The organism is Colwellia sp. BRX8-7, from assembly GCF_014077275.1.
Taxonomy (GTDB): Bacteria; Pseudomonadota; Gammaproteobacteria; order Enterobacterales; family Alteromonadaceae; genus Colwellia_A.
In genome coordinates this window covers 167321-194109 of sequence record NZ_JACGVP010000002.1, presented here as the reverse complement: position 1 = coordinate 194109, position 26789 = coordinate 167321, and the positions used below count along the sequence as shown (strand labels likewise).

Here is a 26789-nt window from a genome sequence, read left to right as displayed (position 1 = left end):
TCATATAACAATGGAAGTACGAGTTCAAAAAATGGAATTACTTGCTAGTCATTTAACATCAAAACTCCCCTTTATTATTGGTATTACTGGCCATAGAGACATACTGACTAATAATGCAGACGCAGTAAATGACAATAGCGCGGAACTTAAATCTACCATTCGAGCAACGCTACTTCACTGGCATCACCAGCTAAACTCAGTAGCTAAACCCAATACAACTTCTGTTAACGAAAGGCAAATAGTCACGCCAATTTGGCTCATGTCTGGTCTAGCAGAAGGAGCAGATTTATTATCTATTGAAGTGGCATTAGATTTACAAGCTGAATTAGGTTGTGAGGCGATAAAAATTATTGGCTGTTTACCTATGCCACTGATAAATTTTGAACAAGACTTTCGACCCAATAGTAATAGTTACTTCCAGCTTAAAAAAATGGTTTTAGCCCTCCAGAAAAATGGTAATGAATTACTCGAAATTAAACACTCGTTGGTTGATAGTGACTATCAGATTGCGATTGATGATCTAGATTATGGCGATCTCAGGAATAGCCTGTACCTTAATCAGGGATTATTTATTGCAAAATATGCCAATGTGTTAGTTGCTTTATGGGATGGATGTGATGCAAATGGATGTGGCGGTACCGCTGATATTGTAAAATATAAACTGGGTATGGAAGTTCATTGGCCTGATAATACTGAAAATCTATCATTAAAAGCCGTTTCCGAATTTGATGGTCAAATTGCAGGCCTTGTTCATCATCTTTTTGTCAAAAGAGTTAGCGTAACTAATAATATATCTCCGTTATTATTAACGGATCTCCCCCAGAGTGACGCATTAGCGCATTTAACACCCGAAGTGGGCGAGCTCTATGCATATAGCTATGCTGGAAATGAAAACGCATTGACTGACTTTATCTCTACAGAGTTTATTCAGTTATTATCTGAGCTACGATTTTATAATAGTTATAGCGCATCAGAGTCGATTGATGTTGCTAATACCTTTACTGCTCCAGACGTCGATAATGGCCTTTCAATTTCAAACCCTATTTTTACGTTAGCCGATGATCTTGCCTTAATTGGACAGCAAAAGTATCGAAAACTTATTAAATTGTTTTTTTGGTTTGCCATTGTTGGATTTGCTTGTTATGAATTAGCGGGTAATTTAGTTAATTCAGAAGAGGGAAGTTGGGTCATTCTAGTGACCTTATTGTCTATTATCGCTTGTTGGCGAGTTATTCGTTACGCCGGTAAAAAAGAATTGAAATGGAAGTATCAGCTTAGTCGAGGTGTCGCAGAAGCCATGCGTATTAGGGGGTTTTTAAACTTGTCTAATATCCCGCCATCGGGAGAGCCTATTATTCCAAGACGTTATCGGAGCCACTTACCATTATTTAATCATGCTATTGCTATAACCGAAATCGATTGGTGGCGCTCATCCGCTGATAAAAACCTCGATGAGATTCGAGATACTTGGATAGGCGATCAGCGAAGCTTTCTTCAAAGCCGATTACAACTAGGAGCTAAAAATTTAGTTGAGCTTCTTTATAAACGACCACTTTATGCGGCATTGCTATGCTCATCGTTCTCAAAGAAGTGCTTTATTCTAGCGATTGGTCTTGGCGCGATTCTTTTATGCTCTATGTTAGCTCAGCAGATATTCAATTTTTCTACCTTAAATGATGCTAATAACATACTGATGATGATTGTGCAGTATAGCCTTATGGTAGGTGGTGTTGTTGCATTGTGGAGTGAATTATTTGGTTATGAAAGCACTGCCAGTGGCTACAGCAGTATGGAAGAACTTTACGCTCGAGCTCAATCTTTATTAAAAGGAGATATGACATCAGCAAAAGAATTAATGCTATTAGCCCTAGCGAGAGAGGCTATGTTTGAACATGTTAACTGGTCAAGTTCAGAATCGAATAACGATATTAAAAATCGTAACTAACTAACTAACTAATAAAGAATACAATAGGATATTAATTCAATGGCCAATAGTTACCAGCGCTATAAAACCCTTACGGATAAAGAGCTAGAAACAGAAGAAGTTAGACGATTAGACTTGGGTATCTATGAGATAGAGTGGGGCTTAGACAATAGCTTTAATTGGGTTTGTAAAGAACAAGATGAAAAGCAAACCATTGCTCGCCACAATGAACGTATCATATGTACCATGGCGCTAATAAATATAGAGTATAAAGATCATTTTTTGACTGTTGATTTAGAGCATGCGATTCAAATTTCTAACAACAAAGATGGTCGATTAGTTAAAAGGCTTAATGGTCATACGGGTAAAGTTATTGGTTTAATTGAACTTCCTAATGGTAACTTACTGTCTGTCAGCTTAGATGGAACGATTAAGCATTGGGACATGAGAAGTTATAAATGTATTGCAACCATTGAGGCTGATGTTAGCTGCTTAGATGATGTTGATTTTGCTAATGCGAAAACACTTATTATTAAGAATAAGTTGGACACAAAAATCTGGCGATTAACGGGTGAATTACTCGCTGAATTAACGGGGTTTACTAAAACTGTAGAGTACATCAAGTGGTTTAAATCAGACACTTGGATTGTCAAACCTAAAAATGAAAATCCAAGTCAATGGTCTGCTAAGGGTGAATTGATTCATCAGTATAAATTCTCTTTTTCTCCTCGTACCGATGTACTTGAATTAGATAATCTTCAACTGTTAATTAAAGATACTCATAATATACTTCAGTTGTGGTCTAAAGATGGGGAATTGTTAGAGAAACATGTTAAAGATGTTGGTATTACTGATTACTTCGATAAGTTAGTGACCGCAAGTAAGGAAAGCGAGAATTGGATTGAATCACATGCCAGTACTGATGATTATCCACTAACATGTAATAGTTTTGAATTTGGAGACTTCCACTTAAAAAGTGGTAAAAAAGAGATTGAAAACCAAGAATTGTTGTTCAAAAAAAGTAGCGGTAATCGCATCATTTGGGATTTCTTTTACCGGCCAATAGAAAGAAATATAAAAACGGCATTAAAAGAAAATATTGATTTGGCGCGTCAAGCTGAAGAAGAGTTAACACTACAAAAATCTAAAACCGAAAAAAGCATAGAAAAACATCGTAGTAAGCGAAAATTTGCTAAATTTACAGCTTTATTTTTCTTTTTTCTCGCGATTACTCTTGGCGGAATTGGTGTGGTAGCACTGTTTTTAACTGATAACTTTGACATGCTTGTCAAATCAATCAGTCCAATAGTAGATAAAATGCTTGAGTCCAAAAACACACTTAAACATATCAAGCTACTAGATTTACAAATTATATTTGCTACAGGTACAGTGGCGTTACTGTTCATTTCCTTGCTCTGGTTTATTCGCAATCGACGTCAGAAAAGTAAGCAGTTTAAAAACGTGGGTAACCTTTCGCTTATTGAAGTGATGTTAACAACCTACGGTAACTTGATTGAAACAATTAAGACACACCGCTCTGAGATACTCAATAATTTACCTAGTCACCAAGATAATGAGTTATTTAGCGGTGTTAAAATAAATAAACTTATTGAACAAAAAATCGAAAATGAAATTCAGCAAGCGGCCATGCAAGAGTGTAATATCGATCAGTCAGATATTACTTATCAACGAAGTGATGGTCAAAAAAGTGAGTCGATTGTTCTGCAAGATTGGTCGTATATCCAAGAAAATAGTCATCCTCGACTTAATAAGCAAAATGAACAAGCGGTTCGTTTTGATAGCAATGGGCAATTAGTTTGTGCGGTAAGATCAATACAATATATTTTCTTAACTAAAGAAAAAGTTGATGTTTTCTCCACCTACTATGATTTTATTGCTGATAAATACATTGGCCGCGAGTCAAACTCTTTTTACTACAAAGATGTCAGCAACGTCACACGTAAAGACGTTCATCGTAATCGCTTTGGCCAAGAATTAACGGGAAGTGAAATTACACTTTCAGTCACTAGTGGGGCAAAAATTAGTCTAACACTGATGAATGATGAGAGTATTAGAGAGTTTTCTGAAACCTTAGCTGAGAATGACGCACATAGTATCGAGCAAGACACCGCCGGTGGAATTGCTGCTGTTAAAGAACGACTTGAAGTTGAATCAGAAGAGTTAACCGTATACTACCAAGCAGAAATCGCTCGTGCTAAAGAAGCAAACAAGAGCGAGTTAGTGAAAATGTTAGATATCACTCAGCAAAAATTAATGAGTTATATCGAAGAACAATGTGATATTTCCAAGAACTATGATCCAGGTGACTCAATAGCAAAGTCTCAATCTAAAGATAGTTTAGTTGATTTAGCTTATAAGAATATCCGTACACAAATAGAAAGTCATAAAAGGTCTGAAGCCGTCTTAAGTTAATTTATTACAACACATGAAGTTAACCGCATCGGAACATTTTAAAAATTTAAATACGGAAAATTAAAGATGAGAAACATATTTTTAAGTTACAGCACCAAAGATTCAGACGCAGCAACCAAGATTGTAGAAGGCTTAAAAGCAGCAGGTCATAAAGTTTGGTTTGCACCCAATAAAATTTTAGGTGGCGAGAATTATGCTGAAAATATTGAAGAGGGTATCGAGCAGTGCGAGCTTTTTGTACTATTAGCTTCAAAGCATTCTATTGGAAATAAATTATTAAAGGTCGCAGCTTCAGAAGAAGTTAGTAACGAAATACAACTCGCTAAAAAACATGGCTTAAAACAAATTCCTTTAAAGTTAGATGACAGTATAGTTTCAGGGGCTGCAGGTGGAAACAATTATCACTTTATTCGTAAGCAATGGATCGATGTTGTTGTCTCATTAGAATCTGGTGACTTTGCTCCAATTGTAGAGCAAATCATAGCAACAGCGGATAACATTGAAACTAAAAGTTTGGATATGCAGTACATAGAAAAAGCGGAAATCGATTTGATTATCGGTGACTTTGAGCAATCTGTTCGAGCACTGGGTGAATACAGCTTTTTAGATAAATATGTTCCGCGAGTAGAATTTATAAGGTTAATTTCAAACTTATTACGTAAAGGTATAAAAAACCTTAATATTAGTGAAGCAGACGAGTTCACTTCTGAATTCCAACGATTACGTAATACCCATATGGCATCTTCTGCAGCATATATGCTGGCGATATTGAAACTATATTGTTATCAGCCAAAGGGGTTTAAAAATGATATTGAAGACTTCGCTACTTTAAAAAATTCAGTGAAGTCATGTAAACCAATAAATGTTAAATATCGATTTGTCGCAGATAAATTATTACCAGCAGATAGTCAGTTTGCCGTTGAATGGTTAATATAGTTACTTTCATATCAAAAGATTAGCAACATGAGCCTAATTGTTCTTAAATAACAAATAGGCTAGGTTAATAATATCATTAACTTTACATCTAAGTTGATGATATTATTAACTATACATTTTTTAGTTACCTATTTGTTAGCCCATACTATTTAAAGAGTGAACTTATGTTGCCTCGTGCATTTCGATTGTTTGTATCTTCAACTTTTTCTGATATGGCTGAGGAACGAACTATACTACAAAATGATGTTTTTCCTGAGCTTGAAGTTTATTGTGCTAATCGGGGCTTTAGTTTCCAGGCTATAGATTTACGTTGGGGAATAACGGAAGAAGCTCAGCTTAATCAAAAAACATTGGATCTTTGCATACGAGAGGTATCTGAATCAAGAGCACATCCACGGCCTAACTTTCTTATTCTCTCTGGCGAACGATACGGCTGGGTGCCATTACCTAGAATAATAACAGAAAAGGATTTTGTTAAAATAAAATCACACCTATATAAGTCTGAACAAATAGTTAATTCATATGTTATTAGTAAATGGTATCAGTTAGATGAAAACTGTGTTCCTGCAGCCTTTGTTTTACAAGGTCGCTACGGCATTGGTAGACAAAGTTTTCAACCTTATGAAAAGTGGTTAGAAGAAGAGAGTAAGTTACGTGCAATTCTGCAGGAAGTTGTAACAGCTATTCGACTTGATTCACGCGAGGTCTATTTTTTATCAGCAACAGAGCAAGAAGTAATAGCAGGTATTCCTGGTTTTAGCACAACAGCAGAAAATATATACTCTAATGCCCCGTGTAGTGAAAATCACCAAATCTTAATGGAAGATATTTATGCTGTTTTACGCTCCGTAAAGCCTTGTGAAGATAAAAAATCGAGTGATTTTTTCGAATTAGGGGGGGTAGCAGCTGAAAGGGTAGAAAAGTTTAGAAATCGACTATTTACTTTTTTGCCTAATGAACAATTAATCCCATTAACAGCATCGTTAGCAACGTTTAATAATGGAGGATTTGATAGCGAATACAAAAAACAATTCAAGTTTATGGTAATTACAAAGCTTAAAAACGCTATAACCAAACAGATTGATACTCTAGCAGAAAAGTACTCAAGCCCAGTGAGTATTGAAAATGAAGAACATTTATCATTTCGTGATAATAGAGCTCGAATTTTTTTTGGACGGGATGATTTATTTAAAGCGATTAACACTTATATTGTTAGCCCCAACGATGCCCCTTTTATAATTTCTGGTCTATCAGGTGCTGGAAAATCTGCATTTATAGCCAAGCTTTCAACTCAACTGGAAGACCAGGGCTACTCTTGTGTTGTTCGCTTCGTAGGAGCAAGTGCAAGAAGTGTTAGTATGCGAGGACTGCTCAGTTCTATTTGTGAAGGTATATCTCTTACAGCAGAACCTATGCAGGCACCAAGATCCTATGAAGGTATCGATTTACAAAGTTTGAGTAAGATTTTTAACCAGAAATTAGCAGAGCTAGCTGAAAAGGGTAAGACACTTATTTTGCTTATTGATGCATTAGATCAGCTCGTCGATAATGAAAATTTGTTATGGATTCCTGAATATTTACCCAGTCACTTGAAATTAGTGATTACTTCATTAGAGGGGCATTATATTGATAACCTGAAAAGTATCTATAAAAAGAAACCATATTATATGCCCGCTCTATCATCTCACGAAGGTGAAATTGTTCTTAATAAATGGTTGGAGTATGAGCAAAGAACACTAAGTACTTTGCAGCGTTCTTATGTTATGGCGCTATTTCAAAATGTAGGGACACCCTTATACCTTCGTTTGGCATTTGACGAAGCAAGTCGCTGGAGTTCGACCTGTATTCCAAAGCTAGCCTCTGATGTGAGTGGCATCATCTGTGAGTTTATTGATAACCTATATCAGATTAGTCACCATAACGTTCTTGTTGTAGAAAGAAGTTTGGCATACCTATGTGCTGGTAGATATGGGATGACAGAAAAAGAACTTTTGGATGTGCTTTCGGATGACCCTGAAGTTATGAAGGCGATTAAAAATGAGTTTCATCAGTTAAATTTACAGAATAAGTTACCGATTGTTATTTGGGCGCGTCTTCGCGCGGAATTAAAACCTTACTTAATGATTCGAAATCTTCAAGATGTTGAGGTGCTTTGCTTTTTTCATCGACAAATAGAGCAAGTAGCTGAAAAAAAGTTAAAAGACAATAGTCATCATTTTCATCTTGCTAAGTATTTTGATAGTCAACCACTTACCTTAGGTGGGCAGATAAAGATTTATAATCAACGTAAATTAGTTGAATTACCCTATCAGTTATTTCAAGCAGGTAACTTAGAACGATTAATTCAAGTTATGGATCAATCATTTATTACTGCAAAAATAAATTCAGGTATGGGATTTGAATGTCTTGATGAAATATCACATCTTTATCAACATATTATTAATCAGAAGCTTCTCAACTTAAAGGTTGAATCTCTTATATTTTCTTTAATTGATGCTTTAGTATCATTAGGCAATGTAGATAGTGATATTCTTAGTGTCGAAGATGTACATGCAAATTTCATTTACCGAGAGAACCTTTGCTTTTATAAAGCATTTTTGAAAACAGGTTCAGAGAATAGGTGGTTAAAATTAAATCAGACCGAGCACAGTAAAAATATTCAGCTTTGTTATCAACAAGCCTTCATGGCTCGTCATGGTAATATGCTACGAAGAGATAATGATCTAAAAGGTGCCACCAAGGTTATTCAAAAGGTTCTTTCTCAGCTCATTGCTACGGCTCAACCAGATCAAGCTGAATGCTCGAGAATCGAGTATGATCTTGGATACATTAATTATCTGAGAGGTGAATTCTGTGAGGCTGCAAATTGGTTAGAAAAAAGTGCTAATCGTGCAGATAATAACGGGAACAAAATAGGTGGCTCTATAAGCCGATGTGTTGAATTTCGTATTCGGTGGTTCGATGATAGCATTTCAACAAATGATTACGTTACACAACTAGATATAGCCTTACAAATATTTCAGGATGAAAGTGATAGAAGCCCAACAGCTAAACGTTGGATCATGAATATTTGGGCTCATAAATTTGAAATAGCTTACCGCTACAAAATTTTGTCAGATGCAGAAGCCGCTTTTAAAAATATTGAGCAAAATCGTTGGTTAAAATCTGAGAGAGGTCCCAAAGAACTATTACCTTATCAGGCTAGATTAGCGTGTTTGAAAAAAAATTCACAAGCAGCTGTTGCATATTGGCAAGATTACTTTTTTGAACGTGATATAGATATAGAGTCTAATCGTGAAGCTGCTGCACGAGATTACTACGATTTTGGCATTGCACTTCGACAAGCTGGAGATGAAACTAAGGCCAAAAATATTTGGCAGCATGCATTAGGGTTTCCATCAGATCCAGGGAATCATTACTGGCATGCAGCGATCAATAAATCACTTGTTTGAAGTTTATAAACTCATTAATGACTGAAAACTATTAATGTAAAGCACACTTGTATCTATTTTTAATATGTTAATTTACAACCTAGCTGGCCAAATAGTCGTCGATTTTCCCTATAATATCTCACTACTAAAGTGAAAAAAACGTACGTTAACCAAGCTCACATTAATGCATTATATTTTACTTTAAAACTTTATGTATAGCTTCACATAAATTTACTGCGACATAGGCTTCAAAATTTTCCGCTGGATCAAATGAACGCTCATGGGTGATATTAATAGAGGCTAAATGCTTGATTAATATTTTGAGTTTTTCTTCTTTTGATTCTGCAGATTCATTTAAGGTATCGCTGATAGAAAATAGTTGTTCCCAAAGGTTATTATTCATCGAAAGGTCTCTCACACACTTATGCCGTAAATAAAGTTATCGGCAGAAAAAATTAGCTTTTAAGCTACAAATTGTGGAGGCGACTTTAAATGAAATAGATAAAAACGTCTACTCTTGTATTAATGATATTTATATTAATAATTAAAGGCTTAAGGTTAACTATTATTGCTAGTTTATTGTGCTGATAAGATAGCGATTAATTTTTTTAATCCTTTACCTTTGTTGGTTATTTTCCATGCCATAAATAAGTCTTGCAGTGGGCGCTCTTCTGCTAATTTAATAACTACCAGCTGGCCTGATTCAATATGATGTTGGATGAGGTTTTTGGGTAAGTATCCGATGCCAATCCCTGCAATAATCGCTTCAATTTTTATCGCAATCGAGCTAACAAAGAAATGTTGACTGCCTTGGATAATATTAACTGACCAGGGGATCTCATGTTGGGCTGAGTCATGAACGACGACATTCCTATATTTTGATAAGTGTGCTGATTCAAGCGGCCCTTTAATAAAGGCTAATTGATGTGCTTTGTTAACCACTAAAACATTTTCAGACACTGTAATTTTTATTGCCCTAATACCTTTTTGATTGGGCACAGGTGAAGGAGCGCCAATAACTAAGTCGACTTTGTCTTCAATTAATGCCTCCCACGTGCCGTTCATTACTTCTTCTCGCACATCAATTTCAATATTTTGATGGGCGAGTAAAAAAGCTTCTATGCCTTTAAAAATAGTTTTTATATCAATAATGGAATCGCAAGCAATACGGATCTTGGGTTCCCAGCCATTAGCAATTGTTTGAGTTTGTTCTGAAAGGGTATTAATGGCCGTTAGTACTTTACGGCCCTCTGATAATAAATGCTTGCCTGCTGGCGTTAATACGGCGCGACGGCCTTGTCGTTGAAAGAGTGTCACGTTTAACTGTTCTTCTAACTTTTGAACGATATAAGAAAGCGCTGAAGGAACTTTATTCAATTGTTCTGCTGCGGCCGCATAAGTGCCACGCGTTTCAATAGCATCTAATACAAGTAATGCTTCAATACTAATAGGTGGCGTTTTCATGGCTATTATCCAGATATTTAATTGTTCAAATTATTTGAACATAACAAACAAATAATAGGGGTTATTCGATATCAACTCAACCTTTACAATAGCTACATATTAAATCATTAGTCATTAAAGAGTATTAAAATGTTATTTATAAATACCATCAATAGTATCACTAAAACTGAACAATCTTTATCAAGCTTACCGCTACGATTAATTGCCGGGTTAATTTTTACCGCTCATGGTGCGCAAAAGTTATTTGCTTGGTTTGGCGGTTATGGATTAGAGGGTACCGGACAGTGGATGCAATCTATAGGGCTTGAGCCGGGTTTCTTTATGGCATTAATGGCTGGTAGTGCTGAGTTTTTTGGTGGCATATTATTATTGATTGGTTTTCTCACTAGACCTGTCAGTTTTGTCTTGGCTATTACTATGATAGTGGCCATCTTTAGTGTTCACATCAGTAATGGCCTGTTTATGAGTAATAACGGTTATGAGTTTGCTTTATCGTTATTAGCGATAACGCTTGCGCTATTTGTGCAAGGTGGCGGAAAATACTCTATTGATCGTCACGTATACCGAAAGCTAATTAAAAATACGTAAAATGTAAAATAGCTAAATCACCTGCCAGTAAGAGTAATAATGGCTAAATAAATAAATTTAAGGAGTTTGTTATGGGATTAATCGTTAACGGTAAATGGGTCGACCAATGGTATGACACGAATAAAAGTAAAGGGCAGTTTGTTCGTCAAGATAGCCGCTTTAGAAGTCAAATTTCATCAGATGTTAATAGTCAATTTAAACCAGAAGCGGGCCGCTACCATTTATATGTTTCGTTGGCGTGCCCTTGGGCACACAGAACACTAATATTTAGAAAGTTAAAACAACTTGAAACAATTATTTCGGTGAGTGTTGTTGAAGCTAAAATGATGGAAAATGGTTGGACGTTTGGTGATAAGGGAGATCCACTTTATAAGTTAGATTATGCCTACCAATTATATTTAAAAGCAGATCCTAGCTATGAAGGACGCGTGACTGTCCCTATTTTATGGGATAAAAAAACTCAGACGATTGTTAATAATGAATCCATTGAAATCAGTAGAATGTTTAATTCAGCATTCAACGAGTTAACAGGTAATGTTGATGATTACTATCCCGTTGAGCAACGAGAAGCCATAGAAACGGTAAATACGCGTATTTATGACACTATTAATAATGGTGTTTATAAAGCAGGTTTTGCGACGACACAAGCGGCTTATAATGACGCATACCACAGCTTATTTGACAGCTTAGATTGGCTAGACGTACTCTTATCAAAACAGCGGTATTTAGTGGCTGACAAAATAACCGAAGCTGATTGGCGCTTGTTCACCACACTGATCCGTTTTGATGCGGTATATCATGGGCACTTTAAGTGTAATCGCCAAAAAATCAGCGAATTTCATCATATTAAGAACTATGTTAATGAACTTTATCAAGTACCTGGCATTAAAGAGACGGTTGACTTGGAATACACTAAGACTCATTACTACGCGAGTCATTTAACGATTAATCCAACAGGTATTGTTCCTTTGGGCGCAGCGGAACACTTTGATGCGCCACATGACCGTAAGCGTCAATACTAAGGGTTAATAGGTTTAAGGTTTGACTGGTAAATGAAGCTAGATAAATAAATACTGAGGAAATTTGATGATAAAACATTATCTTTATAAAAGCTTAGGTAGCGCTAACCATGGCTGGCTTAAATCTAAACATCATTTTAGCTTTGCTAATTATTACAATCCAAGCCGGATGGGGTTTGGAAAGTTACGTGTTGTTAATGATGATTGGGTTGAACAGGGCATGGGCTTTCCTTCGCACCCACACCGTAATATGGAAATTATCAGTTTTATTCGTTCAGGTGCGCTCACTCATCAAGACAGTACCGGCAATAAAGGCACAACGAAAGCGGGCGAAGTTCAAGTGATGAGTGCAGGTACAGGTCTTGTGCATTCAGAATATAATCGCACTAAAAACCCATTAACTTTTTATCAAATTTGGATTGAAACTAATAAAATCGATGTGGCACCTCGCTGGGAAAGTAAGAGATTTCCTACTGAGCAGCTATCAGCACTGACATTGTTAGTATCAGGCTACCCAGCAGATAAAAATAAGGCGCTGTTTATTAACCAAGAAACGCGCATATATGGAGGGAAATTAGCGAAAGGAACCGTTATTGAGCATAACATTGACCATCAAGCTTATATATTAGCTTCAGCAGGTATGTTTAAAGTAGAGGATAGCTCAAAAATTATCACCATGAACGCAGGAGATGGCGCTGAAGTCACTCAGTCAACGACAATTTTACTCAGGGCGTTAATTGACTGTGAAGTGATTATTATCGACACGATTAATTAGCTAAATCAAGTAATGTAAACCACGAACGTTCTCTTAAAATCGTATGTTCTGAACATTTTAAGCGCTGGCGTTCGTGTCTAGCATTCGCTCTTTTATTATCTAGCAATATTTTATTACTACAGTAGACCTAATGTATAACGCGTTGCTGCTTGTCCCAACGACTTCCTTGCCAATGAGTAATCGTTCCACAAGCTTGGCAAGTGTCGCAATGCCATTCAATTAGCCCTAAGGTTATTGATTTAGCTTCAATTTCTCCAGAACACGAGAGTTGCTTAGCACGAGTATTACATTTTAAGTTAACGTGAACGAGCGGTTGCTCAATATTTTCAGAAAGGGCTAATACAATTTTACTCAGAAAAACAAAAACTACTTTTGCTTGGTCAGTAAGTTCGAGTACGTTGCCCTCGTCGTCAATAAAATGTCTAAAATCTGCTGCTAACGTCATCGGTTTTTCCATAGAATACTCATGCCGCTAAGATATAGTAGTTAACGCTCTTGGTACAACACTTCTCAGTAAATATAACATCAGTAATTAATTTAGGTAGCTTGAATGTTATAAATATTAAGTATAAAATTAGTGTTGTTTTAGATATGTGTATTTTCGTTATATATTCAGGCCCGAGTCTCCATCGGGTTTTTTTGTGCCTTAAAATACATAGACGAAAAGCAATAATGGCAAGACTGCCCCTGCAGTAATTTATTAATAGCCCAAGCTTTGTACAATAAGCAATAAGGCCAATAAAGGAAATTCACCATGAAAAAAATAATCACCACCGCATCTGCGATATTATTGCTACAAGCCTGTACAACATTTGATCCCTACACAGGTGAAAGTAAAACCAGTAAAACGGCTATAGGCGCAACTGCAGGCGCAAGCTTAGCAGCAGTCATTGCCTTTATAGACAATAAAGACAAAGACAGCAGAACACGTAACAAACGTATTTTAGCAGCAGCATCAGGTGGCGCCGCAATCGGCGGTGGTATTGGCTACTATATGGACACTCAAGAAGCTAAATTGCGTAAGCAATTACGCGACAGTGGCGTGAGTATTGTGCGTGACGGCGACAAAATTAACCTTGTTATGCCAGGCAACATTACTTTTGCTTCGAACAGCTCAAACATTAACAGCAACTTTACTAGCGTATTAGATTCTGTTTCTTTGGTGCTTGAAGAATATAACCAAACCATTATTGTTGTTTCTGGTCACACTGACTCTAGCGGCTCTGCCCAGCATAACCAGAAATTGTCTGAAGACCGAGCTGGCTCAGTTGCTAATTATCTTCGTGGACAAAAAATCCTTAGTGATCGTTTAGAAACTGTTGGCTTTGGCGAAACACAACCGGCAGTAACGAACAAAACAGCTGCAGGTCGCGAGCTTAACCGCCGTGTTGAAATAACTTTGTTACCGATAGAACAGTCATAAAGCGTCAATAAAATAAAGCCATTATCACCGCGTTATATGCATTGATAATGGCTTATTGCTTAAGACGCTTGGCGTTAAAAGGGCGATACCATTAACATGACTTTATTAGTGTTAACCATCAACATTTCAAATCAATATCTACAATCAACATTTCAAATTAATATCTACAATTAATATCTACAATTAATATCTACAATTAATATTTCAAATCAATAAGTTTTCTAACGCTATCTAAAGTCTCGATAAGCTGGCGACTAAAATTAAAGGTCATGATATGGCTTTCCTTTTTCCCTTGACGTAACAGTTCATTAAAATGGTTGATTTGATGATCGTAGCCATATGTTTTGCCATTAAAAGAGATAACTTCTTCTTTTGTATCGGTTATTAAAGTGACGGTTGAAGGGCTGTTAAAGCCACTGTTAATTTTAATATTGCCTTGTTCACAATAAAACACCGCTTCACTTGGCGTCGACTCCAAGAGTGTCGATTTTAATAAGGCTACCACGTTATTTTTATAGTTAAAGACCATGGAACAGGAAGAGTCTGCGCCATTAGCAAAAAATGTTGCATCAGCGGTCATGGTCTCGGGCACGCCAAGGGTAGTTAGTGCTGCAAAAATAGGATAAATGCCAATATCTAAAAGACTGCCTCCGCCTAATGATTTATTAAACAGCCTAGCTTCTTGGTTAAATTCTCTTGCGAAACCGAAATCTGCTTCAACTTTACGTAGATTGCCGTAAGTTTTATCAGTCAGTTTATTTAAAACAAAATTATAATGGGGAAGAAAATAGGTCCAGAGCCCCTCCATTAGCAGAGTATTATTTGCCGTTGCAGCATCAATCATGCATTGCACTTCATCTGTATTCATGGCAAAAGGTTTTTCACATAGCACCGCGATACCCTGCTCTAAGCACAGCAGCGCATTTTCTTTATGCATTGAATGTGGTGTTGCTATGTAAATAGCGTCAACATTTTCATCATTTACGAGCGCCTTATAACTGCTGTAAGCTTTAGTCGCGTGATATTTATCGGCAAAATCATTGGCTTTTTTCTGTGTTCTTGAAGCGACGGCATATAGCTCAGCATCTTTTACCGTTAATAAGTCTGTTGCAAATTTATTGGCTATGTTACCTAAACCGATAATTCCCCAACGTATGTTTCTATTTTTTAGTGATTTCATTAACTATTACCAAGATAAAAGTACAAAAAAAATTATTTTTTCATCGAGCTGATGCTCTTTGTTCCACAGACTAGCTATCTTTAATAAAGCGTCATTAGCCCATCGATGCTTAAGCTCGATAGTTAAGCCTGATACTAAGCATAATGTTAACCAACATAATCTTGGGCGCAAAATAAAATACCACTCCCTTGCTCTTTTTCCAATAGTATGGGAATAAGTGCGCCGGGCATTACTGAATCGACATCGTTAGGGGCAAATGTGCCGCCAAGGTCTGTTTTTAACCAACCAGGGTCGAGCAAGTTCATTAAGACGTTAGTGCCTAATAGCGTTGGCATCATGTCGCGCACATACCTTTCAAGAGCGGCTTTTGAACAACTATATGCCATCAATTCAGGTTGGTTACTAATACCTGAAGAAACATTAACAATACGTCCCCAATTACGCGTTAGCATGCCTGGAAGAAAAGCATCACATAATTTAGCCGGAGTAATACTATTAACCATAAAACTGTCTAGGTATTCCTCTGCCGTCGGGGCAAAGAGCGGCTGATACTTGGTCATGATTGCTGCATTATTATACAGTATATCTAGGTGATTATTACTCAAGGCTTTCACCTCGGTAATTAAATGCTCTACTTGAGAGATTGAATTAAGTTCAGCCGCTACAGCATAAACTTCATGACCCGCTGTGGTTAATTCATTAAGCAAATCTCTAGTACCAGCTAATTGTCGAGAATGAATGATGAGTTTACAGCCTTGTTTAGCAAGCTCTTTCGCAACACGAAGACCGATCCCTCGACTAGCTCCCGTTACTAGCGCCCATTTATTTTCTATATTTAACATTCTTATGCCTATTTTTATTCAAATTGGTTAATCAAGTTATTGATTTGTCGTTTTTTGTTTTACTATTTTATGCCGTAATACTTTAGTGACTGCATTAGCGTCTGCTGGTGAAATTAATTACAGCCATGCATAAAGCAGGTAATAACAAGACTAGGTATTTTTCACTAAAAATTTGCAAATGAATATATAACAAAATAAAATTCATTGTTTTATATAACACACAATAAGCGCAAAAGATGATGAATAAAGAGCATAAAAAACTTGAGCGATTAATGTTATTTAGTGAAGTTGCCCGCCATTTAAGCTTTACGGTCGCGGCACAACATTTACAAATATCTAGAGGGCATCTATCTGCTCAAATTCGTCGATTAGAAAAGGAGATGGGTTTTGCTTTGTTGATCCGCTCGACACGGAGTGTTCGCTTAACCGCAGAAGGTGAAAGTGTTTTAACGGGTGTAAATAAAATTCGTCATTCTGTTTTAGAACTAGAGCGAAATGCTGGTCATAAAGGCAATGCTATTGAAGGTGTTATAAAAATTACAGCACCAAGCCTCTTTACTAAAAGGTTTTTACTCGACATTTTTTCTAAGTTTAGCGCCTTACATCCAGCCATTGAGTTTTCTATCGATACCAGTTACACCCGTTTTGATTTAAATCGTAGTGATTTTGACTTGGCTTTTCGTGCCACAAACTCCCCGCCTTTAAACATGGTTGCAAAAGCTATCTTGCCCTATAAACATTGCTGTTGTGCTTCTGCTGAATATTTAGATAAATACAGTAAACCAAAGGTGCCCAGCGATTTAAAAACGCATCAATGTTTAAGGGGACAAGAGCAATTAACCTGGTCATTCTTAAACGCTGAGGTGCCTGTAGATGGTTGGTTAAAAATAAACGATAACCATATGCTGAAAACATTAGCATTAAATGGCGAAGGTATTATTAGGGTGCCTGACTATTTAGTCGACCAAGAGATTAAGGAGGGAACGTTAGTCGCTATACTTGAAAGTGAAATGCCAGCAGGGCAGACCATTTTTATGATTTATCCACAATTAATTCACCAGTCGAATAAACTGAACGCTTTTATTGAGTTTACTAAAGAGTATTTTAATAAACTTAATTATTCTCTTTATGGACCTTGATTTATATGAGTAATAATCTAAATTCTACAAGAAGTCTTTACCTTTACGCCATATTTTTATGTGCCTAACATTACGTTAAGATTTAAAAATAATTAAAGTTATGGTCTGAAATATTATTAACTTATTTGGATAATTAACAATATTTAATAAAGAGATAAAATTATTAAAACTAATGTTAATAAGCTCATCTTTTTAACCGTATTTCAGATTTTTTATTAACATTTATTTACGCCTCTTGGATAAGCGTTTCTGTGAATAATCGTTATAGCTTGATTATGTAAATAGACAGTCGAAATAGACTGTGAATCGCGTTATGTTATAGGTAACTCTATTAGCGCTGGGAAAGCGATGGAGGTTACAGCGATTAGCCTACTGGATTTTTTAACTGTTAATTTTAAAAACGTAGCTGAGTTTTTTTACACTCTGTTTAGTAAAAAATAAGTATTCTCGGGGGTATACATAGTGAATTTTCAAGTGATAATACCAAAGATTAAAAGTATAGTTAATGTAGCGATATTTTTAATCGCTACTTCAATGACGCTCGGATCTTTTGTCTGTAGTGCGACTGAAACTGTTACTAGTACTTTAAAATATGATGTTGGCAGCACCAAGGCTTGGGTGCCGTTTGGTTATAGTGGTAATCAACAAAAACCCGGTATTATTATCGCGTTAATTGAGCTTATTATGATACAAGCAGCCATTCCTACTGATACCAGCTATCTCCCAGTAAAAAGAGCGGTTACCGCATTGGAATTAGGACAAATTGACTTCGATGTTGTTAGCCCAAATTGGTTTAAAGATAAAATCATTGGTGTTGATTATGTTAGTAGTGTTCCTTTATTTGAAGTAACAGAATACTTTGTTACATTGCCTAATGTTGCAGTAGAGTTCAATCAACCAGAAATGGCTTATGGGCAGTTAGTCGGCACAGTAGCAGGCTATGCTTATTTTGATGATGACAAATTTATTCGTGCTGATTTTTTATCAGAAAGTGAATTAGTCAAAGGGTTGGTAAAAGGGCGCTTTAAGGTTGCCATTATAGAAGAAAGAGCGGCTCAATATTGGGCTGAAAAACATCAAACGTCTATAGCACTCGCTTCTTTACATACTAAAGGTGATATCGTTATTAGATTAAGAAAAGAACACGAAAATTTACTTCCTCGAATCAACCAAGCTATCTCTGTATTGAAAAATAATGGTCAATTTAAAAAAGTATTTGATGATTACTAACAATAAAGCTGGCGAAGATATTGATCTTATATTAACGCACTATTCTTGTGGTGTAAGGTGTATATAAAGCACAGGGTCTTAAGTTTATTTTATTGTTTGTTATAAAATAAAGCCTTAATGACAGACTACCTATTCTTCTTGTTCAGGGTTATAAGTAATCGCTTTATTGGCAATGGCATATGAAAATCCTTTGGTTGCCGTTAAATGGCGTAAAGCTTTTTGCTTCAACTTTATATCGGTAATAGGCTCTTCACCAAATTTTCTTATTTTTAACGCCAACGCTTTATCAAAATAGTCATCTTCTGACGTTTCAAGTTCATTGACACACTCATTAATGGTTGTTGATTGAAAACCCTTAGCATAAAGTTTCTCTTTTATTTTATTTGGGCCTATTTTACTTTCGGCCAGACTAAGCGTTAGTCTTTTAGCATAACGAGCATCATCTATAATTTCGTGTTCAATTAAATAATCTAAGGCAGTTTGATTATATTGAGTATCATCTTTGAATAATAAATTGGCTTTTTGCAATAAAGATTTTGCTGAGTAATCACCGTATCTCTCGATCATCCACATCATGTATGATTGAACACGTTTGTAAGAAATTTCTTGGGGTTTGGTGCTTTTTTTAGTTTTGTACATACGGCCACTTTTGTTAAGGAACGTATAACCGTTCAGCGTTGGTGTAAATATTGCAAATATGGATGTTTATGTTACGACTAGGTGAGTAAATTGGCCAAGCTATTTTAGCTAAAGCCTACTATAACTTCATCATAGTAACGCCTGACCTGCTTTAGGGTCAAACTTTCCTGTTATCTCTTTGAGGAGATTATTGGCTATAAAGGGGGAGGTTCATTAGTCGATAAACTATTATTGTGCTTTATTAAAAGCGAACATTTAATTTAAGGGGGCATACGTTAACCGTTAGAACTTAAACCGATACTATAGTACTTTATTTTTATAAATATTTAACATTATCCTTATCCTATGTAGTATAATGAGAATCATTCTCAATTGCGTTACAGAGTTATTCATGACTTATTATTTTTCTCGCTATTTTCAAAAATTAATGACTTTTTCAATGCGCTCATTTAAGCGCAAATTTATTCATGTTTTTTTTGTTATTGGTTATCTTATATCAACGCAAACATCGGCAAGCAGCGATACAGAAGGATTACGTCAACTTTTACAACTCACCGAATATATTAGTGTTGATTATGCTTCTGCCATCAGTAATGGCAAAGTTATTGATCAAGGTGAATATCAAGAAATGCTTGATTTTTCTAACATTATTGCTGAAAGATCGGTGAGAGAGCCGGGTGAACAAGCCATGATTACGTTATCGAAATCACTTCTCTCTGCGGTACAAGCGAAAAAAACACTTGTCGAAATACAAATGCTGACCAGTGAATTAAAAAACCTGCTGATAAATAACTCTTCGCAGTTATCGTTACCAACATCTTTACTTTCAGCATCTAGGGTAAAGCAATTATTTCAAAATAATTGTGCCAGTTGTCATGGTGTAACGGGTAAAGGAGACGGGAAGCTTGCAAGGCAACTAAGTCCACAGCCTACTAATTTTAACGAAAGAACACGTGCTTTAGACCGTTCTATTCTAGGATTATATGATGTGGTAACCGGCGGTCTTGACGGCACTGCTATGCCTTCATTTAATAACTTAACGGCAAAACAACGTTGGTCGTTAGCATTTTATACGGGTAGTTTAGCTTTTGTTTTTGATGAAAAACGACAAGAAAATAATGCACTTGAACTCTCACTCGCCGAACTTGTTCAGTATAGCCCTAACGAATTGTATAGGGCGAAAGCTGACTTGGAAAAAGGTTTTGTTGAGCAGCTTAGAGCTAACCCTGAGGAACTGTTTTCTGCAACTAAGGCGCCATTAACAATCGCGCGTGATCAACTTAAAAAAGCACTTGCCGCTTACAAAAATAATGACGTTATACTTGCCCAACAATTTGCGGTGAGTGCCTACTTAGATGGGTTTGAGCTTGTTGAAAATAACCTCGACGCTTATGATAGTTCGTTACGTAAAATGATTGAATTTAACTTGTTAGGCTTGCGTAATGAAATTAACAACGAGGAAGGCTCGGGTGACGTTGCTGTATCTGTATCTGCAATTTTGCTGCAAATAGAACAAGCTGAATTTTTACTCAATGACTCAGCTATATCAGACACAGCTTTATTTAGCGCCAGTTTTATTATTTTGTTACGAGAGGGCTTAGAGGCGCTATTGGTTGTGCTGGTACTTTTTACCATACTGGTACGGTCCAATAAAAAAGAAGCCATTAAATATCTTCATTTTGGCTGGATAGCAGCCTTAATTGCGGGTGGGTTAACTTGGTTAGTGGCACAAAAATTAGTAACGATTAGCGGTGCTAGCCGTGAAACCATGGAGGGGGTTGCCGCGCTGTTAGCTGCAATTGTGCTCTTTTATGTTGGTTTTTGGATGCACAGTAAAACGCAAGCCGATCAATGGCAACGTTATGTTCAACAAAATATTAATAAAAGTTTAAAATCAGGTGCTTTATGGGGAATATCTGGCTTAGCGTTTATTGCGGTTTATCGTGAGGTTTTTGAGACAGTACTGTTTTATCAATCATTGTTAACCCAGACAACCCCCTCACAGCAAGTTGTTCTTTTTAGTGGCTTTGGGGCAGCAGCGGCTATGCTAGTTGTCGTGGCCTGGTTAATGATTAAATATTCTATTAAATTACCAATAGCGCGATTCTTTTCAATAACAACGTATTTACTATTAGCCTTGTCATTTATTCTCGCAGGTAAAGCGATAACAGCGCTGCAAGAAGCCGCTATTATTAGTATTACGCGCTTTCCTATTGACTTTCATTTAGCGTGGCTAGGTATTAATTCAACGTGGCAAGGCATCACGACGCAAGCTTTTATCTTGTTTTTTTCCAGTGCGTTATTCTTTAAACCTTGGTTAAAAAAGACGAGCAGGGGAGATGAATAAATTGAGCATCGACTTGAAAAAAATTTATAGAATAGCAGTAGCGAACCATTTTGAGTATGGATGATAGGTGATTTTTTAACTCGTTAAATGCTAACCCTGCTAAGGGTAAATCAATAAAGCACCGTAGTGATATATATTGATTATAAAAATGACAATAGACTGATATTTCAAGGCGCTAGATCTGCCATAAATATAAGCTAATGGTACTGAGGAGGTACTTATGAAAACCTTAACGACAGACGTTGTAATTATTGGTGCAGGCCCTGTTGGTTTGTTTCAAGTATTTGAGCTTGGTTTACAAGGATTAAAATCGGTTGTTATTGACAGCTTGCCAGAAGTTGGTGGCCAATGCACTGAACTCTATCCAGATAAGCCTATCTATGATATTCCTGCTTTGCCTAATGCTAAGGCAAGCCAAGTTATAGAAAATCTCTATGAGCAAGCGGCTCCCTTTAAGCCAACTTTTTTATTGGGCGAGCGGGTCGAAGACATTAATAAATTGTCGGATGTTTCTTTTTCAGTTACCACGCACAAGAATACGCTTATTCACTGTCGCGCGGTGATTATTGCTGCTGGTAATGGTGCCTTCTCACCCGTTAAATTAAAAATACCCTTAATTGATAAATTTGAAGATAAACAACTGTTCTACCGAATCAATAATATAGAACACTTTAAAGATAAAAACGTCGTTGTGCTAGGTGGCGGAGATGCCGCACTTGATTGGAGTTTGAGCCTACAAAAAACGGCTAATAGTGTCTTGCTTATTCATCGTAGTACAAAATTTAAAGCCGCTACAAGTAGCGTGAATGAAATGTTCGCCTTGTGTGAAGAACTAAAAATGCAATTTTTATGTGGTCAAGTGAGCGACTTTCAGCAAGAAGATAATAAGCTAACTGGCCTAACAGTAAATTCAAAAGATGGCATCAAACGTAGAGTGGAACTTGATGAACTTGTTATATTCTTTGGTATGTCACCCAAGATTGGCCCGATAGCAAATTGGCAACTTGCCATGCACCAACACCAGATAAAAGTAGATACACAATCTTTTCAAACCTCAGTGCCGGGTATCTATGCCGTTGGTGATATTAATTATTACCCAGGTAAACGAAAGTTGATTTTAAGTGGCTTCCACGAAACGGCCTTAGCGGCCTTTTCGATTGCGGAAACTGTTTTAGAAAAAGACCGTATTCCAACGTTATACACCACAACAAGTCCAGTAGTACATCAACGAATGGGCGTTACACATTCACTCGAAAGCCTGTTGGATGATTAACGTAAAAACAGGCAATTGATCATTACTACTTTACTTTTATTGCTGTCTCTTTATCTGCGCGGCATGACTTTGGAGGCTTAGGTGGAGTGTATGTAAGATAATAGCGGCAAACCTAACCGCTACTATTTTATGTTATGACTTAAGCTTTACAGCCTTGTTCGGTAATTTAATAAAGCTGAAGATTAAAGTAACTGTTCAGCTAAGTAATCAACCAGCAGTCTTATTTTAGGCGATAAATGGCGATTCTGAGGGTAAATTGCCCATATTCCTTCATCAGGCGCACGGTAATTATCTAATAGGGTCACCAGTTCACCACTTTCTATGCGTTGTTGAACATAATAATCGGGTAACTGAACTATCCCTAAGCCCTTTAGTGCGGCGTCCATCAGACTGTAGCCATTGTTGTATCTTAATCTACCGGTTACGCGGATACTTTTTTCTCGGTCAGACTCTCTAAAATGCCAGTAGTCTAATGTACCCAACAAACAACTATGTTTATTAAGCTCTGATATAGAATGGGGTACTCCCTGTTTTTCTAAGTATTGTGGTGATGCACAAAGGTAGTTTGTTCTTTTGCCAAGTTTTTTTGCCATCATGGTCGAGTCACTTAACTTACCAAGGCGAATTGCTAGGTCATAGCCTTCTTCAACAATGTCTATTTGGCGGTTGCTTAAATAAGCCGACACTTCAACATCGCTATATTGTTTTATGAAATTATTCACTAGCGGTAATATTTGTTTTTCACCATAGGCAACAGGCGCTGTTAATTTAATTTTGCCTTGGGGTTTTGACTGCAAATTTGTGATGGCCCGCTCAGCAGCATCGAGACCATCGAGAACACTGCGACAATGCTGATAAAAAACACGGCCTTCTTCTGTTAATGATACTTTGCGAGTTGTTCGATAAAATAACTTAATATTAAGGCGTTTTTCTAATGCACTTATCTGTCGACTCACCTGTGCGGTAGATATCGCCATTTCCTTTGAGGCGAGGGTAAAACTTTCATTTTCCGCAACGTAAACAAATTCGCTGATGCCATCCCACTGCATGATTATTACCTATATGTACAAGTGAATTTACAAATTAGCATATTATCATTTATATAGAAATAACTATACTAGCCACCAACAAGACATTGTTAGTGGCCACAAAAGTAGCTTATTTAAAATTACTTTAGACCTTTGACAGTGACCGTTCGTATAACATTATAGGAAATAAAGATGAGTTGGTTATTCCTTTTTTTAGGTGTCGCTGCTGAGGCGATGTCTCATGTAGCATTAAAAGAGACTGATGGTTTTAGTAAACCACTGCCAAGTGCTTTAGTTTTACTTGGACATTTAGCAGCATTCATTTTTTTAGGTCAAGCAATGAAAGGCATGCCAGTTGGTATCGTCCATGCGCTATGGGCCGGGCTTGCCATTATAACCGTGACTTTATTGTCTGCTTTGATTTACCGTCAGCATCTTGATTTAACAACATGGCTAGGCATGGGGTTAGTTGCTGTTGGTATTGCTATGATAAATCTTGCCCAAGGACACAGTCATTAAGATGAATAATGTAGATCAAAATTTTTAACCAAAATGCTTTCACTTTTTGGTAACTATGACCTTTAGATTGTTACCAAGGGGTAAAAGTTAATTACGTATTAGGCGTATTATCATCTTTAAATAAGTTGAGTAAACTAATGTTACTGTAACAAATTCGACTAGATGCTAATCCCATCAAAATATCTATTAATTGAAAAGTGAGAATAACGATGTCAGATAAATTTATAAAATCGAAAGCGGCTATTGCTTGGGGCCCTAATCAGCCACTATCTATCGAAGAAGTCGATGTCATGCTACCTCGCAAAGGAGAGGTGTTAGTTAAGGTTATTGCCTCTGGTGTTTGTCATACCGATGCCTTTACCTTATCTGGAGAGGATCCAGAAGGAATTTTCCCCGTTATTTTAGGTCACGAAGGCGGTGGTATTGTTGAACAAATAGGTGAAGGTGTAACCAGTGTTAAGGTAGGCGATCACGTTATTCCATTATACACACCAGAGTGTGGTGAATGTAAATTCTGTTTATCGGGTAAAACCAACCTTTGCCAAAAAATTCGTGAGACACAAGGCAAAGGTTTGATGCCAGATGGCACGACCCGCTTTTACAAAGATGGTCAGCCTATTTTTCACTATATGGGCTGTTCAACTTTTTCTGAATACACAGTCTTGCCAGAAATTTCATTAGCGAAAGTTAATAAAGAAGCACCATTAGAAGAGGTTTGTCTACTAGGGTGTGGTGTTACCACCGGCATGGGCGCAGTCATGAATACGGCAAAAGTTGAAGAGGGCGCAACTGTTGCTATCTTTGGCCTTGGCGGTATTGGATTGTCTGCAGTGATTGGCGCGACCATGGCGAAAGCTAGTCGAATTATTGCTATCGATATTAACGAAAGTAAATTCGAACTTGCGAAAAAATTGGGTGCTACCGATTTTATTAACCCCAAAGACTACGACAAGCCTATTCAAGATGTGATTGTCGAAATGACCGATGGCGGTGTTGACTACTCTTTTGAATGTATTGGTAACGTTAACCTAATGCGCTCTGCCTTAGAATGTTGCCATAAAGGATGGGGAGAATCAGTGATCATTGGTGTTGCCGGTGCCGGACAAGAAATATCAACCCGTCCATTTCAACTGGTAACGGGGCGAGTATGGCGTGGTTCTGCATTTGGCGGTGTTAGAGGTCGTACTGAGTTGCCAGATTATGTTGAACGTTATTTAGCCGGTGAATTCAACTTGAGCGATTTTATTACTCATACCATGAGTCTTGAAGACATTAATGAAGCGTTTGAGTTAATGCACAAAGGAGAAAGTATTCGCAGTGTTATTCATTTTGATAAATAGGCGATATAAATAACCAGCATCTATCTTTAGAAAGATAGTCACTCACATTAATAGTATGGCGTTCTCCTTTTTTTGCAGTAATTAGCAGGGGAGCGTCTTGAGGTTACCCTATGACAATTGATCCTTTAATTGAAAGTATCAGTGTAAATAAAATTTTTGGTGGCTGGCACAAGCAATATAGCCACCATTCTAAAACCGTAAACGCTAACATGCGCTTTGCCATTTTTTTGCCTCCACAGGCTAATAATGGTAAAAAAGTGCCTGTGCTTTACTGGCTTTCAGGTCTAACCTGTACCGATGAAAACTTTATGCAAAAAGCCGGCGCACTGCGAATAGCTGCTGAGTTAGGCATTGCTATTGTTTCTCCTGATACGAGTCCAAGAGGTGAAGAGGTAGCTGATGACAATAGTTATGATTTGGGTCAGGGCGCAGGATTTTATCTTAATGCCAGCCAAGCACCTTGGAGCCGTCACTATCAGATGTATGATTACGTGGTTAAAGAACTGCCAGCAATTATTGAAGCCACATTTCCAGTGTCAGATAAGCGCGCTATTAGTGGACATTCCATGGGCGGACACGGGGCGCTAACTATTGGTTTGTTAAACGCTGAACGTTATCGTTCAATGTCAGCCTTTAGTCCGATCTGTAACCCGATTAAGGTGCCTTGGGGCAAAAAAGCTTTCAGCGCTTACTTGGGGAAAGACCAAGCAAGTTGGTACCAGCATGATGCCAGTGAATTAATGCGTATAGCAAAACAGTTTATTCCTGCCAAAGTTGATCAAGGTGGTGCAGATGACTTTTTGAAAGAGCAATTAAAACCAGAAACGCTAGAGGCTGCAGCAAAAATGAGTGGTTACCCATTAGAGTTAACCATTCATGAAGGCTATGATCACAGTTACTATTTCATCTCTTCATTTATTGAAGCGCATTTGCGTTTTCATGCCGAGCACTTAGAAAGATAAGTATTAAGGGAAAATGCCCTAAGGGGCAAGCGGTTGATTACACTTAACCAGAACAAAATAATGTTGTTCTTGCTAGGACAAGTGTTTGTTAAATATATTATCCAACATTAGCCAAGCCAATATCCAAGCCAATATTTCGCAGTCCAAGATTCGCCATTTATTTTGCTGATTAAGCACAGGTTTATGCGCTGTCTCCCTGAGACGATCCTCAAAAGTCTATTAATTCAAAACACAGACGTTAACCTAGCACTCGTTAAAGAGGTCTTGGTATTTTATGGCCGAACAATAGGCAAATAA

At 37.1% G+C, this 26789-nt stretch carries 22 protein-coding genes; 15 read left to right on the top strand and 7 right to left on the bottom strand.

All coding sequences use genetic code 11. The annotated features are described in order from the left end of the window. Window positions 1–31 precede the first annotated feature (31 nt). The 4 genes from H4J57_RS02960 (at window position 32) to H4J57_RS02945 (ending at window position 8745) form a co-directional block, all read left to right on the top strand. The gene (locus tag H4J57_RS02960) at window positions 32–1945 is read left to right on the top strand and encodes a hypothetical protein (RefSeq protein ID WP_182241911.1); all 1914 of its coding nucleotides are present in this window, start codon (window positions 32–34) and stop codon (window positions 1943–1945) included. Window positions 1946–1984: 39 nt separating this feature from the next. Continuing rightward, window positions 1985–4357: a hypothetical protein gene (locus tag H4J57_RS02955; RefSeq protein ID WP_182241910.1), complete on the top strand. Its 2373-nt coding sequence runs from the start codon at window positions 1985–1987 to the stop codon at window positions 4355–4357. A 66-nt stretch (window positions 4358–4423) separates the two neighbouring features. Beyond that, window positions 4424–5293 carry a toll/interleukin-1 receptor domain-containing protein gene (locus H4J57_RS02950; RefSeq protein WP_182221686.1) on the top strand — a complete coding sequence of 290 codons (870 nt, stop codon included), beginning with the start codon at window positions 4424–4426 and terminating at the stop codon, window positions 5291–5293. A gap of 164 nt (window positions 5294–5457) precedes the next feature. Continuing rightward, window positions 5458–8745 carry a DUF4062 domain-containing protein gene (locus H4J57_RS02945; protein ID WP_182241909.1) on the top strand — a complete coding sequence of 1096 codons (3288 nt, stop codon included), beginning with the start codon at window positions 5458–5460 and terminating at the stop codon, window positions 8743–8745. Window positions 8746–8920: 175 nt separating this feature from the next. Here H4J57_RS02945 and H4J57_RS02940 read toward each other — a convergent pair whose 3' ends face one another. Further along, window positions 8921–9127, bottom strand: coding sequence for a hypothetical protein (locus H4J57_RS02940; protein WP_182170021.1), 207 nt, complete (start codon window positions 9125–9127; stop codon window positions 8921–8923). A gap of 173 nt (window positions 9128–9300) precedes the next feature. Next, window positions 9301–10188 (bottom strand): LysR substrate-binding domain-containing protein, encoded by an 888-nt coding sequence (locus H4J57_RS02935; RefSeq protein ID WP_182241908.1) that lies wholly within the window; start codon window positions 10186–10188, stop codon window positions 9301–9303. Between the two features lie 129 nt (window positions 10189–10317). Here H4J57_RS02935 and H4J57_RS02930 point away from each other — a divergent pair, with 129 nt between their 5' ends. The 3 genes from H4J57_RS02930 to H4J57_RS02920 all read left to right on the top strand — a co-directional run bounded on the left by H4J57_RS02930 (window position 10318) and on the right by H4J57_RS02920 (window position 12570). Then, window positions 10318–10776: a DoxX family protein gene (locus H4J57_RS02930; RefSeq protein ID WP_182241907.1), complete on the top strand. Its 459-nt coding sequence runs from the start codon at window positions 10318–10320 to the stop codon at window positions 10774–10776. A gap of 71 nt (window positions 10777–10847) precedes the next feature. Further along, a complete protein-coding gene (locus H4J57_RS02925; RefSeq protein ID WP_182241906.1) occupies window positions 10848–11798 on the top strand; it encodes a glutathione S-transferase family protein in 951 nt (316 codons plus the stop codon). A 64-nt stretch (window positions 11799–11862) separates the two neighbouring features. Then, window positions 11863–12570: a pirin-like bicupin family protein gene (locus tag H4J57_RS02920; RefSeq protein WP_182221691.1), complete on the top strand. Its 708-nt coding sequence runs from the start codon at window positions 11863–11865 to the stop codon at window positions 12568–12570. 127 nt (window positions 12571–12697) lie between these two features. Here the strand turns inward: H4J57_RS02920 and H4J57_RS02915 are convergent, their stop codons facing one another. Then, the gene (locus tag H4J57_RS02915; RefSeq protein ID WP_182241905.1) at window positions 12698–13015 is read right to left on the bottom strand and encodes a hypothetical protein; all 318 of its coding nucleotides are present in this window, start codon (window positions 13013–13015) and stop codon (window positions 12698–12700) included. 309 nt (window positions 13016–13324) lie between these two features. Between H4J57_RS02915 and H4J57_RS02910 the strand changes: the two genes are divergently transcribed. Next, window positions 13325–13993, top strand: coding sequence for an OmpA family protein (locus tag H4J57_RS02910; RefSeq protein ID WP_070376549.1), 669 nt, complete (start codon window positions 13325–13327; stop codon window positions 13991–13993). Window positions 13994–14189: 196 nt separating this feature from the next. On the opposite strand, the gene H4J57_RS02905 is transcribed toward H4J57_RS02910, so the two are convergent. Together H4J57_RS02905 and H4J57_RS02900 are read right to left on the bottom strand one after the other, a co-directional pair. Then, a complete protein-coding gene (locus H4J57_RS02905) occupies window positions 14190–15173 on the bottom strand; it encodes a Gfo/Idh/MocA family protein (RefSeq protein ID WP_182241904.1) in 984 nt (327 codons plus the stop codon). Between the two features lie 146 nt (window positions 15174–15319). Next, entirely contained in the window at window positions 15320–16015 is a 696-nt protein-coding gene (locus tag H4J57_RS02900) for an SDR family oxidoreductase (RefSeq protein ID WP_182241903.1), read from the bottom strand. Window positions 16016–16251: 236 nt separating this feature from the next. Between H4J57_RS02900 and H4J57_RS02895 the strand changes: the two genes are divergently transcribed. Together H4J57_RS02895 and H4J57_RS02890 are read left to right on the top strand one after the other, a co-directional pair. Continuing rightward, complete coding sequence (locus H4J57_RS02895) at window positions 16252–17154, top strand: LysR substrate-binding domain-containing protein (RefSeq protein ID WP_310733697.1); 903 nt, start codon at window positions 16252–16254, stop codon at window positions 17152–17154. Window positions 17155–17616: 462 nt separating this feature from the next. Next, a complete protein-coding gene (locus H4J57_RS02890; protein ID WP_182241902.1) occupies window positions 17617–18384 on the top strand; it encodes an ABC transporter substrate-binding protein in 768 nt (255 codons plus the stop codon). Between the two features lie 129 nt (window positions 18385–18513). On the opposite strand, the gene H4J57_RS02885 is transcribed toward H4J57_RS02890, so the two are convergent. Then, complete coding sequence (locus H4J57_RS02885) at window positions 18514–19023, bottom strand: regulatory protein RecX (protein ID WP_182214158.1); 510 nt, start codon at window positions 19021–19023, stop codon at window positions 18514–18516. 391 nt (window positions 19024–19414) lie between these two features. Between H4J57_RS02885 and H4J57_RS02880 the strand changes: the two genes are divergently transcribed. Together H4J57_RS02880 and H4J57_RS02875 are read left to right on the top strand one after the other, a co-directional pair. Next, window positions 19415–21370: an FTR1 family protein gene (locus H4J57_RS02880; RefSeq protein ID WP_182241901.1), complete on the top strand. Its 1956-nt coding sequence runs from the start codon at window positions 19415–19417 to the stop codon at window positions 21368–21370. 220 nt (window positions 21371–21590) lie between these two features. Further along, window positions 21591–22643, top strand: coding sequence for an NAD(P)/FAD-dependent oxidoreductase (locus H4J57_RS02875; RefSeq protein WP_182241900.1), 1053 nt, complete (start codon window positions 21591–21593; stop codon window positions 22641–22643). 182 nt (window positions 22644–22825) lie between these two features. On the opposite strand, the gene H4J57_RS02870 is transcribed toward H4J57_RS02875, so the two are convergent. Beyond that, window positions 22826–23692, bottom strand: coding sequence for a LysR family transcriptional regulator (locus H4J57_RS02870; protein ID WP_182241899.1), 867 nt, complete (start codon window positions 23690–23692; stop codon window positions 22826–22828). A 171-nt stretch (window positions 23693–23863) separates the two neighbouring features. Here H4J57_RS02870 and H4J57_RS02865 point away from each other — a divergent pair, with 171 nt between their 5' ends. The 3 genes from H4J57_RS02865 to fghA all read left to right on the top strand — a co-directional run bounded on the left by H4J57_RS02865 (window position 23864) and on the right by fghA (window position 26492). Further along, the gene (locus H4J57_RS02865; protein ID WP_146797193.1) at window positions 23864–24190 is read left to right on the top strand and encodes a multidrug efflux SMR transporter; all 327 of its coding nucleotides are present in this window, start codon (window positions 23864–23866) and stop codon (window positions 24188–24190) included. Between the two features lie 209 nt (window positions 24191–24399). Further along, window positions 24400–25530 (top strand): S-(hydroxymethyl)glutathione dehydrogenase/class III alcohol dehydrogenase, encoded by a 1131-nt coding sequence (locus tag H4J57_RS02860; protein ID WP_220470256.1) that lies wholly within the window; start codon window positions 24400–24402, stop codon window positions 25528–25530. A 110-nt stretch (window positions 25531–25640) separates the two neighbouring features. After that, window positions 25641–26492, top strand: coding sequence for an S-formylglutathione hydrolase (gene fghA, locus H4J57_RS02855; RefSeq protein ID WP_220470255.1), 852 nt, complete (start codon window positions 25641–25643; stop codon window positions 26490–26492). The last annotated feature ends 297 nt before the right edge of the window (window positions 26493–26789 follow it).

Excerpts from the sequence above, each read along its gene's own strand:
- H4J57_RS02860 (WP_220470256.1), top strand. The coding sequence starts at position 24,400 with ATGTCAGATAAATTTATAAAATCGAAAGCGGCTATTGCTTGGGGCCCT.
- H4J57_RS02955 (WP_182241910.1), top strand. The coding sequence starts at position 1,985 with ATGGCCAATAGTTACCAGCGCTATAAAACCCTTACGGATAAAGAGCTA.
- H4J57_RS02925 (WP_182241906.1), top strand. The coding sequence starts at position 10,848 with ATGGGATTAATCGTTAACGGTAAATGGGTCGACCAATGGTATGACACG.
- H4J57_RS02915 (WP_182241905.1), bottom strand. The coding sequence starts at position 13,015 with ATGACGTTAGCAGCAGATTTTAGACATTTTATTGACGACGAGGGCAAC.
- H4J57_RS02910 (WP_070376549.1), top strand. The coding sequence starts at position 13,325 with ATGAAAAAAATAATCACCACCGCATCTGCGATATTATTGCTACAAGCC.
- fghA (WP_220470255.1), top strand. The coding sequence starts at position 25,641 with ATGACAATTGATCCTTTAATTGAAAGTATCAGTGTAAATAAAATTTTT.
- H4J57_RS02900 (WP_182241903.1), bottom strand. The coding sequence starts at position 16,015 with ATGTTAAATATAGAAAATAAATGGGCGCTAGTAACGGGAGCTAGTCGA.
- H4J57_RS02905 (WP_182241904.1), bottom strand. The coding sequence starts at position 15,173 with ATGAAATCACTAAAAAATAGAAACATACGTTGGGGAATTATCGGTTTA.
- H4J57_RS02950 (WP_182221686.1), top strand. The coding sequence starts at position 4,424 with ATGAGAAACATATTTTTAAGTTACAGCACCAAAGATTCAGACGCAGCA.
- H4J57_RS02960 (WP_182241911.1), top strand. The coding sequence starts at position 32 with ATGGAATTACTTGCTAGTCATTTAACATCAAAACTCCCCTTTATTATT.
- H4J57_RS02930 (WP_182241907.1), top strand. The coding sequence starts at position 10,318 with ATGTTATTTATAAATACCATCAATAGTATCACTAAAACTGAACAATCT.
- H4J57_RS02945 (WP_182241909.1), top strand. The coding sequence starts at position 5,458 with ATGTTGCCTCGTGCATTTCGATTGTTTGTATCTTCAACTTTTTCTGAT.
- H4J57_RS02935 (WP_182241908.1), bottom strand. The coding sequence starts at position 10,188 with ATGAAAACGCCACCTATTAGTATTGAAGCATTACTTGTATTAGATGCT.
- H4J57_RS02870 (WP_182241899.1), bottom strand. The coding sequence starts at position 23,692 with ATGCAGTGGGATGGCATCAGCGAATTTGTTTACGTTGCGGAAAATGAA.
- H4J57_RS02865 (WP_146797193.1), top strand. The coding sequence starts at position 23,864 with ATGAGTTGGTTATTCCTTTTTTTAGGTGTCGCTGCTGAGGCGATGTCT.
- H4J57_RS02880 (WP_182241901.1), top strand. The coding sequence starts at position 19,415 with ATGACTTATTATTTTTCTCGCTATTTTCAAAAATTAATGACTTTTTCA.
- H4J57_RS02920 (WP_182221691.1), top strand. The coding sequence starts at position 11,863 with ATGATAAAACATTATCTTTATAAAAGCTTAGGTAGCGCTAACCATGGC.
- H4J57_RS02940 (WP_182170021.1), bottom strand. The coding sequence starts at position 9,127 with ATGAATAATAACCTTTGGGAACAACTATTTTCTATCAGCGATACCTTA.
- H4J57_RS02885 (WP_182214158.1), bottom strand. The coding sequence starts at position 19,023 with ATGTACAAAACTAAAAAAAGCACCAAACCCCAAGAAATTTCTTACAAA.
- H4J57_RS02875 (WP_182241900.1), top strand. The coding sequence starts at position 21,591 with ATGAAAACCTTAACGACAGACGTTGTAATTATTGGTGCAGGCCCTGTT.
- H4J57_RS02895 (WP_310733697.1), top strand. The coding sequence starts at position 16,252 with ATGATGAATAAAGAGCATAAAAAACTTGAGCGATTAATGTTATTTAGT.